We start from the raw sequence: 14325 nt of genomic DNA, 5'->3' as shown, positions 1-14325 counted from the left end.
CCCAGGTCACTGAGAAACTGCTTGCGCGCTCACCCGCGCCGTGCAAGACGCACTTAGTAGGCGAGACTCCTCGTCTGGGCACCCCAGTGGCCGCCATGCATTGCTCGTCGGGATCGCAGCGGCTCGGGCCGCCGTCGTCGCTCAGGCGGCGCAAACGGTGTCTCGACTACACGGGCGATCAACAGCTGGATTTTCTGTGCGAGGCGCGCCTTCAGGCCGTGGACCTGACCCCCTGCGATCGTTTGTCTCTCATCCCCCAAGGGTTCCTGCTAGGTGAGACCCTAAGGCGCGCGCGCTGCCGGGGCGTCGAGGTACCCCGTCGCGCCCCTGTCACCTCAGCATTGCGCCAATTCCAAGCGATCGGTTGCGCGGATAGCCATGTACCAGCATCGCCGGCACCGGCCGCCCTGGGAGTCGCCGACTGTCGAGATTCGTGTTGCGGTTAGACTGAATACTGTATACAGTCTGATCGTGCTTGGGGACCGCTCAAACATTGCCGATGCGCTGGAAGCCGAAGTCCGTTGGCGAATCGTCGACGGCCGGCTCCCGCCTGGCGACCGCTTAAACGAGGTGCATCTCGCCCAGGAGCTGCGCATTAGCCGTACCCCCCTGCGCGAGGCCCTCACGCGCCTGGCTGGCCAGGGCCTGATCGATGTGATCCCGCGGCGGGGCTTTTTCGTGCGCCCGCTCACTTCACGCGAGGCGCGTGAGATCTACCCCATCCGCCCGTTGCTCGATCCCGCCGCCCTGCGCCTCGCCGGCATCCCTTCTCGACAAGTGCTGCGCGAGCTACGCGTCCTCGATCGTAAGCTCCGGCGCGCCGTGCCGGACATCGCGGCGGTGGTGGACGCGGATGAGGCATGGCACCGCGCCCTGCTTGCGCACTGTCCAAACCAACATCTGCTAGATCTCATCCAACAGCACATCACGTTGACCCGCCGCTACGAGCTCGCCTGGTTTCGATGCCGAGGCGCCGTTCCCACGGCCAGCGATGAACACGAACGGGTCGTTTGCGCCCTCGAGGAAGGGGACCTCGAGTCGGCTTGCGACCACCTCTACAGCAACCTCACCACCTGCCTCGCCCCCCTCTGCGCTTGGCTCGACGGTGAGAACACGCAATGAAGGACTCCCATGAAGCGCATCGGCTTGCTCTTACTGTTCTCCGTTTTCATCGTCGACGTTGTGCACGCTGACAACCTAGAGGGTGTTTGGAGCGCCCTCGTCGACTACGGCGTGCCCGATCGCGTCGACATCACGATTGCGAAAGGCGCAAAGGACGGCTGGCGGGCGCAGATAGGGGAAGCGCAGGTGCCGGGTCGGCGTCGCGATAATAGCGTCGAGTTCACGACAGAAGCGGGCGTGCTGCGGGTCTACCCGGAAGTGCCGATCGCGTACTGGGTTCAGCGCCGCCTGGAGACTGCAGGATCGCGCTACGCCAACCCGGTGGATCTTCGCGCCAACGGTGAAGGTGGCTGGCGTGGAGTGGCGCGCCCGCGGCCGGAGCGGGTCCATTTGGATCTCGTCGTGCGCAGCACGGAAGACGGGCTTGAGGCAAACGTTCGCAATCCCGAATTCAACGTGGGGCGGAACATGGCGGCGATGCGCGTCGACGCACGGGCCGACGGGACTATCGCCTTCCAGCGTGAGGAGGGGCCGCCTGCTATGCAGGGCAGTCGCGAGGGCGATCGCATGGAGCTGCAAGTCGAGGCATTGGGCAGGCTCGTCACCTTCGTGCGCTCGCCAGCGCCTCGGCCCGGATACGCGCCACGGGCTCAGGCGGTCACGGCGCTCACCCCGCCTGAAGCCCGTAACGACGGCTGGCTGGTCGCTGTGCCGCAGGTGCGCGGTGTCGATCCCGCGCCCTTGCTCGCGCTCACCCAGCGTGTGGCGGGCCAGGACCCGGGGAGTCTCTATGCAGAAACCGTCCACACCATGGTGCTGACAAAGGGCGGTGCAGTGGTGTACGAGGAAGGCTTCTTTGGTCAGGATCCGCGAGTGCCCCACGACACACGCTCGGCGGGTAAGTCCTTCTCCTCCACAATAGTTGGTGTCGCCGTTCAGCAGGGCTATGAGATCTCGCCAACCACCAAGCTAGGTGATGTGTTCGGTGATTCTATCCCGGCGAGTGATGTCGCAAAGCGCTCGATCGGCGTCGAGCATCTGATGAGCATGGCCTCGGGCCTGGATTGCGACGATGGCAACTACGAGTCCCCCGGCAACGAGGACGTCATGCAAAGCCAAGGCGAGCAGCCCGACTGGGTGCGCTACACCTTGGCGCTCGACATGGTGCGGGCGCCCGGCGAGAAGGCCGTCTACTGCTCCGCGGGCGTCAACCTCGCGAGCGCTGTGGTGGCGCGTGTAACGGGGAGGTGGCTGCCTGAGCTTTTCGATCAGCACTTCGCCAAGCCCCTCGGCATTAGGCACTATCATGTCAACCTCATGCCTACGGGCGATATGTACGTGGGCGGCGGCGTGCATATGACCGGCCGCGATCTGGCGAAGTTCGGTCAGCTGTACCTCAACGACGGTATATGGAAGGGCACACGCGTGTTGCCCGAAGGTTGGGTGTCGCAGGCCTTCTCGGCGAAGGCAAGCATTAACGAGCCGGATGACTACGGTTGGAACTGGTGGCGCCAGTCCTTCGAGGTGGGTGGCGAGCGTATCGATGCGCGCTACGCCGCGGGCAACGGGGGGCAGCTGGTCTTCGTGTTGCCGCAGCTAGACGCGGTGTTCGTTGTGCTCGCGGGCAACTACGGCAACTATGGCACCTGGCGACGCTTTCGCGATGAGTACTTGCCGCAGTACGTGATACCCGCCCTGCTGGCACGGGGCGAGCGCGCGCGCTAGGTCACCAGGCTGGAGTAATAGGAAGGTTGGGAGTGAGCGAGGGTAGTGGGGTAGACAAGCTCATCGGCGGGTGCGCCCTGGTCGCCTCCCTGGCCGCGGTGTTCATCGCATGGGATCAAGGGCGGGTCATGCGCGCTCAGCAGCACGGTGAGGTGTTTCCCGTCCTGCAAGTGGATGGGTTCATCGCTAGCATGGATGAGCAAGTGGAGGTTGGCCTTCGTGTGAGTAACAACGGGGTGGGGCCAGCGATGATCGAGGCGGTAGATCTCGCCGTCGACGGCGTGCAGGTGAATGACCTGCAAATGCTGCTGGCGGATCTTCCGCCGCCGTCGTCCAACTCCTGGTCATCCCTGGCCGGCCGCGCGATGGCGCCTGGGGAGGAAGTGGAGGTTCTTTCCCTGCGCTGGAACGGTGGCGATGTCACGCCAACGGAGCGGGCAGCGATCGCCGCGTTCACCGAGCGCGCGTCTGAATGGCACTTGCGCATCTGCTACTGCTCCGTGTTCCGTCGCTGCTGGGCGACTTCCCGCACTTACACCGCACGGGCCGATCGCGTGGCGCGCTGCGAACTACGCGATACGGATGTGTTTTCAGACTTCGACGCTACTGTGCCGCGCTGATCGCTTACCGGCAGTCGCCAAGGAGCACCGTTGTTCCCTTCGCTTACACCATCGGTCGGGTTGAGATCGTTGTCACTGGCTGGCAACGATTTTTTTCCTCTGCTCTAAGGCAAACCCCTGCTTTCCGCGGGTTTGCGTTCTGTTAGATTCGAATTTCGGTCGCAGCCCCGGGGCTGGCGCCGCGCGGCACGCACACGGCAACCCTGTAGCAGAGGATATGCCTTCGTGAGCAAGTGGATGAACACCGTCTTCGCCGTGAGCTTGTGCACCTTTGGTGCCCTTGCCCACTCCGCTACCGTCGATCTTGGTGAGATCGGCGCCGACGACCTGTTCGGAGATTCGCTGATCTACTTCAGCGGCGAGACTGTTGGCGACACCTGGACGTTTACGCTCACCGAGGCCCTGGGTGCGGCAATCAGCGTGGTGCCGAACAACTTCGCGCCGTTCTTCGAGATCGCCGACCTCGCGGTGTCCTCCCCCGACGTCGCCTTAAGCTTCGATGGTCTGAGCGGTGCCTTCAGCTTTGCGGGATTGCTGCCGGCAGGAGACTATTCCTTCATGGTCTCTGGCGTGGCAACCGGCGACAGCGGCGGCCAGTATCAGGTGCTAGTCGGTGCCACCTCCATCCCGCTTCCCCTGTCCGCGTTCCTGCTGGGGTCGGCCCTGCTGGCATTGTTGGTGACGCGGCGACGCAGCCCGGCCGCCTAGCGTGCTCCCTAGGGCGTCTGGCGGGTAAGCACGTCGAGCGGTGGGCCCAGGGTGAGTGTCTTCGGGTCCTCTGACAGCTCGCCTTGGCTGGTGATGGTAACGTCTAACGGGCTTCGAACCTAAGGCTCACGCGCAGGCCGCTGCGGTTGCCCAACACCGGCAGAGGCTCGCCCGTTTTCCAGGGTGATCGAGCCGGTAAATCGCCCCTCATCGCGATCGAACAAGACCCCCTGCGCATCGAGGCTAGACGCCTGGAAGGTCCCGGAGTGTTGAGCGGCCCACTAGTCAACCAGTGGGATCGAAGATGCCGAGGGGGAGCTCCTGCTCGAAGATGCGGCGGGTCAGGCGCCCGACGGCCTCGCTTTGTACAGGGCAGCCATCAGAGTGAACAGGCGCGTCACATCGAGTGGGCTGTCATCGCCGCGATACTCCCGATAAAGCGTGTCGACGTTGACGGCGATACGCTCCGCATCGCCCCAGCTGGAGTAGTCGCCAAGGGCGATGTCGAAGGCCGCCTCCTCGCTGTCCATGCCAGCTTCGAAGCGGGCCCGCGCCTCCCGGTCGATGTAGCTCAGGTAGTCGTGAACCCGCTGCACACCGGCGCGATCGGTGATGGGGCCGTGACCGGGGACGATGGTGGCGGCGTCGATCGAGATGATGCGCTCTAGGGCGCGCAGCCAATTGCCCACAGGCCCAGCCCACATGATCGGCGTGCTCTCGATAAAGAGGATATCGCCGGTGTAGAGGACGTCGTCTTCCGGGACCCAGGCCAGGATGTCGCCCTGCGTGTGTGCGGGGCCGACCTCGATCAAGTGCACCGACTTGTCGCCGACCGGCACCTGCAGTTCGCCGCTGAAGGTCTCCGTGGGTGGGGTTAGGGGAATGCCCTCGAAGGTGAACTGACCGAAGCAATGCTGTAGGTACTCGCCGAGCTCACCGAGCTGGTCGGTCGCCGCCATCATCTGTGCCAACATGGCGGGCGGCACGTCTTCCATCTCGCGGGCGCTCGCCTCCGAGGCGACGATACGGGCGTTCTCCACCAAGCGATTGCCGAAGGTGTGATCGCCGTTGGCGTGGGTGTTGACTAGGGTTCCGATGTCGCCGGCCGTGGTGCCTGCTGCATCGCGCATCGCGTCCAGCATTTGCCGGGTAAGGTGCTCATCGAAGAGCGTGTCGACGAGCAGGGAGGCGCCGCTGTCCGTGACCAGCCCGGCGTTAGACCAGCCCCAGGTGCCATCGGGTTGCATCCAGGCCCAGGTGCCGTTACCTAGATCGTGCAGGCCCCGAGCGTAGCGGTGAGCACTCATGAGCCACTCCTAGTGTCCTGAGTTGGAAGTTCGTTGATGAATTCGCACGCGAGTTTTTGTCCCTGAGCGCGGCGCGAGGACGAGCGTGGCAGGTCCCACGGGAGGAGGAGCAACGTGTTCAGGGGCGAAAAGGTGCCGCGAATTCATCAACGAACTTCTAACTCAGGACACTCGTGGTGTGGGGGGCAAAGATGCGATTGCTCAGCTCGCCCAGGCCGTCCACCCGAAGGGTCACCTCATCACCATCGGCGAGAAAGCGACCGCTCTCGAGGCCGCAGCCATCGCCCACGGTACCCGAACCCAGCACCTCGCCGGGGTACAGTGTCTCGGACTGACTCAGGTGGGCGACGATGCGATCGAAGGTCCAATGCATGGTGGCGCTGTTGCCTTCACCGCGCAGCTGGCCGTTGACACTCACGGCCATCGACAGGCCGTAGGGATCGCCTACCTCGTCCGCCGTGACTAGCCACGGGCCGAGCACGTTGGCGTTGTCGAAGTCCTTGGACTTGGCGGGTCCCAGCATACCGGGCATCTCGGCGAGTTGGGCGTCGCGGGCGCTGAGATCGTTGAAGATCATGTAGCCGAAGATGTGTTGGTGAGCGACGGCGGATGGAATGTCGCGCCCGCCGCGTCCGATCACGGCGGCGAACTCCAGCTCGTAGTCCATCACCGACGAGTAGGCGGGCCAGCGGACCTCCGTGCCCGTGCCGCATACCGCGAGGCGATTGCACTTGTAGTAGAGCGGCTGCTGGTACCAGGCCGGTGGTGGGCGGGCTGCGTCTGCCACTTGCTCGCTCTCGCCGCGCATCAGAGCGGCGGTGCGCAGGCACTGGGTCAGGTGACGTTCGAAGGCGATGAAGTCACGCATCTGCAGTGGACGCGGCAGGGGCGCGAGGAGGGAGCACTGCGCGAGGGGCCTAATCGCGACCGCAGGGGGGTTGCGCAGGAGCTGAGCGCACCGCGCGAGCGCGTCGTCGCCGCCTCCGATGATCTGCTGAAGGCTGCCCAGCGCTGCGGCATCCGGCGCCGAAGCTGCGGCACTGGCGAGATCGACGACCTCGCCGTTGCCCTCGCGTAGGGCGCCAACGCGCTCCGCGGGGCCGTCGCTGAACGTGACAAAGCGCATAGAATCTCCCGCTCACTCCTAGGCCGCGCGATGTCCCGCGCGACCGCCTCCCTCGATTATGCGTCAAGGACAGTGCCACGCCCACGTGTGCAGGCGCAGTACACTAAGGCGGCTCTGGGTAGGTGCAAGGGATGACTGCCCGGCGGGGACTCTTTAGAGGAATAGCGTGAACATACTTGCCTTTCTCATCGGCATTTTCGCCCTGTTGCTGGCGATTCCCTCGGCGCTGCCGCTGCTGGGGTGGGGAAACTGGATCGTGCTCCCGATCGCGTTGATGGGCGTGCTGTGCGGTGCCGTGTCGCGGTCCGACAGTGGGCGAAATTTCTGCTTGGTCGTGTTTGCGATTGCCGCCGTGCGCTTGATGGTGGGGGGCGGGATCATCTGACCGCCAGCGCCTGGGGTTTATGCGGGCACCTTTGAGAGCAGGAAGTCGCAGATCATCGGCAGGTGATCTGATGCCTGAGAGTCTCCCACCGCGAAGTGCTCGATCACGATTCGCTCATCGTGCAGGATGTAGTCGAGTTCACGCTTAGGCTTGTCGCTGGGATAGGTGGCGAGGCCTTGCGCATTCGCACTGATTAGGCCCAGCGCGGCCTTGAACCGGGTGAGCTCATGGGCACCCCCCAGGGTGTTGAAATCACCCACCACCAAAACCGGCTTCGCCACCTCGCCGATCAGGGCCTGTAGATGCTCGAGCTGATGCTGGCGGTGTCGAGCGCGTAGGGAGAGGTGGACCAGGAAGATCGCCACTGCTTCCAGTTCGAGTTCAATCACTAGGCGCTTGGTACCGCGCGAGAAGTAGTGAAAGCGTTCGCCTACCACGCGCGGAGCTGCCAGGAATGCATTGCCCTGCTTGCTGATGATAGGCAGGCGAAGGCCGAGCGAGTGCGGGCCGTACTTGCAGCGGTAGACCGAGTAGTGACCAAGGGCGTCGGCGATCGCCCTCGCTTGGTCCACCCCTGCGCGGATCGAGCCGCCATCAACTTCCACCAAGCCGACAATGTCGGGATCGAGGCCCGCCAGGTAAGTGGCGATTCGCTCCCGGTTGGGTTCGTTGCGGCGTAGGTAGCCGATGCCGGGGACGGGCCAGTGCATGGCTTTGCCGACGCCGGCGCCGTAGCGGATATTCCACACCACTAGGCGCATGGGAATGCGCTTAGCCTTGGCGATGCGCAGGGTGCGTGCGGCGCCCGCGGTCGGTGGCGATGTGGGTGTAGTATCGGCGGCATGAGCGCGTTAACGGTGCTGCCCCTTGCGTTGCTGCACGTGTTGCCGGCAGCGTTCGCCAGCTACCACATCCTACTTTACAAGCGAGACGTGCGAGCCGCGTCCAGCTGGTTGATGGTGTGCCTGCTCGTGCCTTACGCGGGCCCCATCGCTTACTACTTCCTCGGCATCAACCGCGTTCGCGTCGGGGCGCGGTCGCGTGGTCGCGGGGTGTTCAACGTCGCTCACGAGTCCACCCGTTCGCTGCCCTTGCACGAGGCGGCGGCCGGGAAGGGATTGGCCGGCGTGGGTGCGCGGATTACGGGGCAGTCGTGCTCAGGCGGCAACGCCGTCGAGGTTCTGCACAACGGCGATGAAGCTTACCCTGCCATGCTGGCGGGGATCGACGCGGCCCGCGAGCAGATCTGCTTCGCCACCTACATCCTGCGCGCGGACGCGATGGGGCAGCGCTTCATCGATGCGCTCGTGCGGGCGGAGTCACGCGGGGTGCGGGTGTTGGTGCTGCTCGATGGCGTCGGTGAGCTGTACGCGCGCGGCCGCCCTCGATCCCTGTTGCGCCGAGCAGGGGTGAATGCGGTCAGCTTCCTGCCGCCAGGCCTTCGCTTCCCCGGGTTCTCCCTGAACTGCCGCAACCACCGCAAGCTGCTCACCTGCGATCACGAGGTGGCTTTTGTCGGCGGCATCAACATCGCCGAGGACAATTGCGAACACGGACGGCACCCGCGAGAGATCAGCGACGTGCACTTTCGGTTGACGGGCCCGGTAGCGCGCGAGATTCAGGCCGTGTTTGCCCGCGATTGGCAGTTTGCGACGGGCCGCCCACCGCCCCCGATGCCGATCGCGTTCGCCCAGGCGCCAGGGGCGTGCGAGTGTCGCGTGGTGGCTGATGGGCCCGATGAGAGCATCGACTCCCTGGCTCTGCTGATCCTCGCTGCGATCGGTGCGGCGCGCTCGTCGATTCAGATCATGACGCCCTACTTCTTGCCGAACCGGCAAATGGTGGCAGCACTGCAGGCGGCCACCCTGCGTGGCGTGCGGGTGCAGGTGGTGTTGCCGGCGTCTAACAACCTCCCCATCGTGCACTGGGCCAACCGCAACGTGTTGACCGAGCTCACCGCCTGGGGAGTAAGGGTCTACTACCAACCGGCGCCCTTCGCCCACAGCAAGCTGCTGTGCGTAGACGACGATTACAGCTTGATCGGTTCTGCCAACCTCGATCCGCGCAGTTTGCGCCTGAACTTCGAAATTGCTGTCGAGGTGTTCTCCCGCAGCCTGAGCGAGCGCCTGCGCAGGCACATCGAGGAGACCATCCGGCGCAGTGAGGCGCCTGCCCATGAACCCCTCTCCGCGCGGCCCGTGCCCGTGCGCCTGCGCGATTCCCTCGCCGCGCTGCTGAGCCCTTACCTGTAAAGAGACTTGGGTTTGCCGACGGCGTACGCAGTGCGGCATGCTACTGTCGTCGCTCGCCATATTGAGCGATCGTGTCAGGCGCGAGGTTACGGCAAGAGCGTGATCCAGTTCACGAGGCCTGCCTTCACCCGTACGACTAGGCCGCACATCCACAAAATGTAGCTTGCCTATGCGGGCCGACTCGCGCTTCCTTAGGGTCGTTCCCTTAAACGCCCTCCTATCTCCTGACTGGCGCCCTGCGGTGCCGCTCACCGCCAATGGGCAGAGGACTTCGTGCTGAGTAAATCAGCCCCATCATCCCTCGCGCTCGGCGCGCTTTCGGCATTCCTCTTGCTCGTGGGACTTCAGCTCGCGCCATCGCCGGCGATGGCTGAGGACGGGGTAGTGATGTTGCCGCCCGCCGGTACGGTCACCCAACTAAAGCAGCGAGCAGAGTATCTGCCCGTGTCGGCGGTTCCCGAGTTCGATGCGAACGCCCTGGCATCCGCCGAGTTTCAACCGTGGGATCCGGCGTGGGAGCAGTCGGCGCCGCCGATGTGGGTACGCCTGAAGGTGAGGCCGCAAGATGGGGGCAGAGTGGATTGGTGCTTGAAGCTAAAGCGTCGCTTCTTTCCCCGACTCGACGTTCATGTGCTGCGCTCTGACTACAGTCCCCTTGAGCGCTACGCACTGGGCTTCAACGAGTACACGCCCGGTCGGATCGAGGCCCAGGCCTTCGTGCTTCCTGTGCCTCTCGCAGGCGCCGAGGAACGGGTGGTCCTGCTTCGCGTTGAGACGGTGCAGCAGTCCCTTCGATCCCTGAGCCTCATGCTCGAGGACGAGCTCACGCTCGCGCAGCGCCGGCACACCAACCTGTGGGGTTTCGGGCTCTACTTCGGGTCGGTCATCGCCCTGCTTGTGTACAACTTGCTGCTCTACCTGAACTTGCGCACGCCCGGGCATCGCGTGTACGTGGCCACCATTCTCACGGTAATGCTGTTTATGGGCATGGACACGGGGCTGCTGCAAGGCGTCTTGCCCGCGGCGATTCGTCCCTACGAGGCGAAGATCTACAGCGCGCTCGCGGCCTTGATGATGACCGCATCGATCGTGTTCTTCCAAGTATTCACCAGCATTGGCCAGCACAAGGTCGTGGGACGAGCAGTGTTGCACGCTATCAACACAGCCCTGCTCGCGCTCGTCGTTCTCGCCATCTTCGGTCCCCTGCAGTGGATCGGGTGGGTGGGGCCAGCCACTCAGATCGCCATATCCCTCGCCACCTTCGTCTTGCTCGGTTGCAGCGTCCTGTCGAGCCTGCGCGGCTCGCGCGAAGCGCTCATCTTCACGGTTGCGTGGAGCGCCTTCCTCGGTGGCAGTCTCGTGCGGTCGTTCGTGGGCACCGGGCTGCTGCCGCAGGTGCCCGCGGCGGAGTACATGGTTTACGTCGGCAGCGTGGCCGAAGCGATGATCCTGGCGCTCGGCCTCTCGATGCGCGTCGGCGAGCTTCGAGAGAGGCACCGGCTCGCAGAGGTAGAGCGGGAGCGAGCCGTGTACATCGCCAATGCGGACATGCTCACGGGGCTACACAACCGTCGCTTCCTGAGCGAGTTCCTCACCGAACTGTTCGTCTCGCTGGAGCTGGTGCCGCCAAGCGGTGCGCTGATCCTCTTCGACCTCGACCATTTCAAGCGCATCAACGACACGCACGGTCACGATGCGGGCGATGCCGCGTTGGTGGCGGTGGCGGACCGCTGCCTGGGGCACCTGCGCGAAGTCGATCTCATCTGTCGTCTAGGAGGCGATGAGTTCGCCGTCGTCCTGCATGAGGTTGAGGGGGAGGAGGCGCAGCAGGCGGCGGAGCGACTTCACGCAGCGATCACCGAGAATCCGGTCAAACACGGGGATCTGCTCATTCCGGTCGGCGTATCCATGGGCGTGCTCGCGCCCTTGCAGGGCGCCATGGATGAAGCCAAGGCGCTCAAGTGGGCAGACGAGGCGCTCTACGAAGCTAAGCGTGCGGGGCGCAACCGAGTCCACCTATACCGTGAGCCGGGGGCCGGTGATGACGCAAACGCATCGGAGGTTGAGGATGTTGGCTGATCGGTGCAGAGAGATCGATACCGCGATCGTCGGCGGGGGGGTGACGGGCATGTATTGCGCGTGGCGCCTGATGGAGGACCCTTCGCGGCGGGCGTCTTCCGTCGAGGTGTTCGAGCAAGGTACCCGCACGGGCGGTCGACTCTGGTCGGTCACGCTCGGCGAAGAGCAGGCGATCCCCGCGGAGCTGGGGGGCATGTTCTTCAGCGATGCTCAAGATCTCGTCTATCGCCTGTGCAGCAACGTCCTGGGGTTGAAGCGCCAGGCGGTCACGCCGCACAGCGATCTCGCCTGGCTGCGCGGGCGACGTTTCTCCCTGCGAGATTTTGCCGAACCCGGCGTGCTTCCGTACGCCTTGAGTGAAGATGAGCAGGGTCTGCAGGGACACGAGCTGCTGCTGCTCGCCGTGCGCCGAATCGTGCCGGGCCTCGATACCGTGTGGCCGCTGAATCCAAGCGCCAGCCTGAGCGATACAGTGCGCTTGCTTCGTGAAGCGAGCTTCGATGGAGTTCCCCTGTATCGATGGGGATTTTGGAATCTGCTGGCGCGCGTGATCAGCAACGAGGCGCGGATGTGCCTAAGTGACACGCAGGGTACCTACGCGTTGTACTCCAATTGGAACGCGCAGGAGGCAGTGTTCTCTGTGCTGTCAGACCTTACGGGGAACTGGTTCCGCCTGCCCGATGGCTACGATCAGCTGCCCCACGCCCTGCAGGGGCGGGCGGAAGCTGCGGGCGCGGTCACGCACTTGGAGCATCGCCTGCTCGAGGTGAGTGACGTCGCGACCGATGGCTACCGCACCCTTCACTTTGCCGTAGGCGATGGTTGCGTGCAGGTGCGCGCGAAGCGCGTCATCCTAACCCTGTCGAGCGGTGCCCTCCAGCGCCTAGTGTGGTCGATCAGCGATGAGTTCCAAAAGGCGCTCGCAGCGAGCGACGGTGTTGCGGCTTCGAAAATATTTCTCGCCTATGAGAACCCGTGGTGGGAGCAGGTGTCCTCGGGGCCGGGGCACATCGGTCTCGGCCAGTTCAGCGCTTCGCACACCGACCTTCCAATGCGTCAGTGTTTCTATCTAGGGCAGGACGAGAAGAGCGGGCAAGCGCTTCTGCTTGGCAGTTTCCCAGATATGCGGGCGGTACCCTTTTGGGCTGCGCTTAGGAACGAGGGAAGCGACGAGGTCAAGTTGTCCGGACCTCTCCCAGCCAGGATGGCGGCAGAGCTGACACGCCAGCTGTCGGAGCTCCACTCAGTCGAGGTTCCCGAGCCTTTAGCGGGAGTATTCGTCGACTGGGACCAAGCCCCCTACTTCGGTGGGTGGCATGCTTGGAGGGTGGGTGCGGAGGCTTGGCGCGTCGCGGAGCGGTTGCGCGCTAGCCAAGATGATCCCGGCCTGCATGTCTGTGGAGAAACCTATGGCGCCTGGCAGGGCTGGGTCGAAGGAGCGCTCACGAGCGCTGAGGCGCTGCTTAGCGGACCTTTCGGGTTGGCCGCCCCAACGTGGTTGGCGGGTTCGGACTGTCTAGCGCCCTATCAATTCCACTCGGAATTGTCCTTAGCTTTACCTTGAGGAACTCAACGATGGCAGAGCAACTGAAGATCCTGGTGAAAAACTTCGGAGAAGACCCCCAGCTGCGTGATCGCTTCAAGCAGGATCCAGAAGGAGTCATGCAGGAGCATGGCCTTAGCGATGAGCACAAGGACATCGTGCGCAAGGGCGACCACGATGCCATCAAGGTAGCGGCAGGCGAAGGCAGCGTTCACGCTGACTTCCTGATCATCTAGCGCCCGCGGCATTGCAAGGTGGGTTCGCTGTACCTGATCGGCACGGGCATTCGCCTGACCGGGCAGCTGACGCTTGAGGCGCGCAACGTGCTGCGAGGTGCAGACGTTGCCTTCGCCCTCGCAGGCGACAGCTTGGCCTTGGCTTATCTGCGGGAGCTCAATCCTCGTATCGAGTCCCTGGAGGATTGCTATCGCGGTGGGCGAACCCGCGACGAGAGCTATGAGATGATGGTCGAGCGGCTGTTAGCGCCGCTCGACGACGCTCGCACCGTATGTGCCGCCTTCTACGGCCACCCCGGCGTCTTCGTCTGGCCCTCCCACGAGGCCGTGCGGCGCGCTAGGCAGGCTGGCCATTGCGCTAGCATGCTGCCCGGCGTCTCCAGCGAAGATTGCTTGGTGGCCGATCTTGGCGTCGACCCCGGAGTCAGCGGCATGCAGACCTACGAAGCCGGTGATTTCTTGGTGTACCGGCGCGCCTTCGACGCTCGTGTGCCGTTGGTGCTTTGGCAAGTAGGTGCCTTAGGTGATCGGCGATCGACCTTTCGCCTCGACCCGAAATGGCTACAGGCGCTGGTAGCTCACCTTATCACCTCCTACACGCCCGAGCACGAGGTGATAGTGTACGAAGCGGCCGCTTTCCCTCTCGATGCGCCGAGGGTCGACCGCGTGCCCCTGCGAAGCCTGCTCGAGTGTCCCCTGTCGCAGGTGTCCACTCTGTACGTACCGCCGTTGGCGGCACCGGAGCTAGATGTGGTGCACCTGCGAGCGCTAGGTCTCGATGAGACTGAGCTGGTGGAAGCCGTGTGGCAACGCCATCGGCGCGCCCTCGCCAGCTAGCGTCCTAGTGGGCCGCTTGGTAAATGAGGTGCTACTCGCCCTTCGGGTCTGCCCCTACGCAGACTGAGCGTTACCTTATTCCCAAGCGGCTCACTAGTTGTCCTGAGTTAGAAGTTCGTTGATGAATTCGCACGCGAGTTTTTGTCCCTGAGCGCGGCGCGAGGACGAGCGTGGCAGGTCCCACGGGAGGAGGCGAAACGTGTTCAGGGGCGAAAAGGTGCCGCTAAGTCATCAACGAACTTCTAACTCAGGACACTAGCCTGCTTTATTCATGAGGTGTGGCGTTGAGCCCCTGAGATGAGATCGTAGGGCGTTGACCGCAGCTGAGCGAGTGCCTGTGAGGCGTTCTCAGGGTTGAGGCCGGCGTTTTCCGAGTGTTGGGGTC

At 64.0% G+C, this 14325-nt stretch carries 13 protein-coding genes; 10 read left to right on the top strand and 3 right to left on the bottom strand.

Annotated elements, in window-relative coordinates:
* The first annotated feature begins 378 nt into the window (after window positions 1-378).
* From AAGA68_21490 to AAGA68_21475, 4 genes are all read left to right on the top strand, one after another.
* Window positions 379-1122, top strand: coding sequence for a GntR family transcriptional regulator (locus AAGA68_21490; GenBank protein MEM9387642.1), 744 nt, complete (start codon window positions 379-381; stop codon window positions 1120-1122).
* 9 nt (window positions 1123-1131) lie between these two features.
* The gene (locus AAGA68_21485) at window positions 1132-2847 is read left to right on the top strand and encodes a serine hydrolase (protein ID MEM9387641.1); all 1716 of its coding nucleotides are present in this window, start codon (window positions 1132-1134) and stop codon (window positions 2845-2847) included.
* A gap of 32 nt (window positions 2848-2879) precedes the next feature.
* Window positions 2880-3467, top strand: coding sequence for a hypothetical protein (locus tag AAGA68_21480; protein MEM9387640.1), 588 nt, complete (start codon window positions 2880-2882; stop codon window positions 3465-3467).
* Window positions 3468-3692: 225 nt separating this feature from the next.
* A complete protein-coding gene (locus AAGA68_21475) occupies window positions 3693-4175 on the top strand; it encodes a hypothetical protein (GenBank protein ID MEM9387639.1) in 483 nt (160 codons plus the stop codon).
* Between the two features lie 341 nt (window positions 4176-4516).
* Here AAGA68_21475 and AAGA68_21470 read toward each other — a convergent pair whose 3' ends face one another.
* Complete coding sequence (locus AAGA68_21470) at window positions 4517-5482, bottom strand: MBL fold metallo-hydrolase (GenBank protein MEM9387638.1); 966 nt, start codon at window positions 5480-5482, stop codon at window positions 4517-4519.
* Window positions 5483-5639: 157 nt separating this feature from the next.
* Window positions 5640-6608, bottom strand: coding sequence for a fumarylacetoacetate hydrolase family protein (locus AAGA68_21465; GenBank protein ID MEM9387637.1), 969 nt, complete (start codon window positions 6606-6608; stop codon window positions 5640-5642).
* A 166-nt stretch (window positions 6609-6774) separates the two neighbouring features.
* Here AAGA68_21465 and AAGA68_21460 point away from each other — a divergent pair, with 166 nt between their 5' ends.
* Window positions 6775-6993 carry a hypothetical protein gene (locus tag AAGA68_21460; protein MEM9387636.1) on the top strand — a complete coding sequence of 73 codons (219 nt, stop codon included), beginning with the start codon at window positions 6775-6777 and terminating at the stop codon, window positions 6991-6993.
* 17 nt (window positions 6994-7010) lie between these two features.
* On the opposite strand, the gene AAGA68_21455 is transcribed toward AAGA68_21460, so the two are convergent.
* Entirely contained in the window at window positions 7011-7754 is a 744-nt protein-coding gene (locus AAGA68_21455; GenBank protein ID MEM9387635.1) for an endonuclease/exonuclease/phosphatase family protein, read from the bottom strand.
* An 81-nt stretch (window positions 7755-7835) separates the two neighbouring features.
* Between AAGA68_21455 and AAGA68_21450 the strand changes: the two genes are divergently transcribed.
* From AAGA68_21450 to AAGA68_21430, 5 genes are all read left to right on the top strand, one after another.
* Complete coding sequence (locus tag AAGA68_21450) at window positions 7836-9245, top strand: phospholipase D-like domain-containing protein (GenBank protein ID MEM9387634.1); 1410 nt, start codon at window positions 7836-7838, stop codon at window positions 9243-9245.
* 273 nt (window positions 9246-9518) lie between these two features.
* Complete coding sequence (locus tag AAGA68_21445; GenBank protein MEM9387633.1) at window positions 9519-11324, top strand: diguanylate cyclase; 1806 nt, start codon at window positions 9519-9521, stop codon at window positions 11322-11324.
* On the top strand, window positions 11314-12888 hold the full coding sequence (locus tag AAGA68_21440; GenBank protein ID MEM9387632.1) for an NAD(P)/FAD-dependent oxidoreductase: 1575 nt from the start codon (window positions 11314-11316) through the stop codon (window positions 12886-12888). Before AAGA68_21445 ends, AAGA68_21440 begins: the two co-directional genes overlap by 11 nt.
* 11 nt (window positions 12889-12899) lie before the next feature.
* Window positions 12900-13103: a hypothetical protein gene (locus AAGA68_21435; protein MEM9387631.1), complete on the top strand. Its 204-nt coding sequence runs from the start codon at window positions 12900-12902 to the stop codon at window positions 13101-13103.
* An 18-nt stretch (window positions 13104-13121) separates the two neighbouring features.
* A complete protein-coding gene (locus AAGA68_21430) occupies window positions 13122-13940 on the top strand; it encodes an SAM-dependent methyltransferase (protein ID MEM9387630.1) in 819 nt (272 codons plus the stop codon).
* Window positions 13941-14325: the final 385 nt, after the last annotated feature.

This window comes from Pseudomonadota bacterium, assembly GCA_039193195.1.
In the GTDB taxonomy this organism is placed as follows: domain Bacteria; phylum Pseudomonadota; class Gammaproteobacteria; order Steroidobacterales; family JBCBZW01; genus JBCBZW01.
This window is presented reverse-complemented; position numbering and strand designations above follow the sequence as displayed.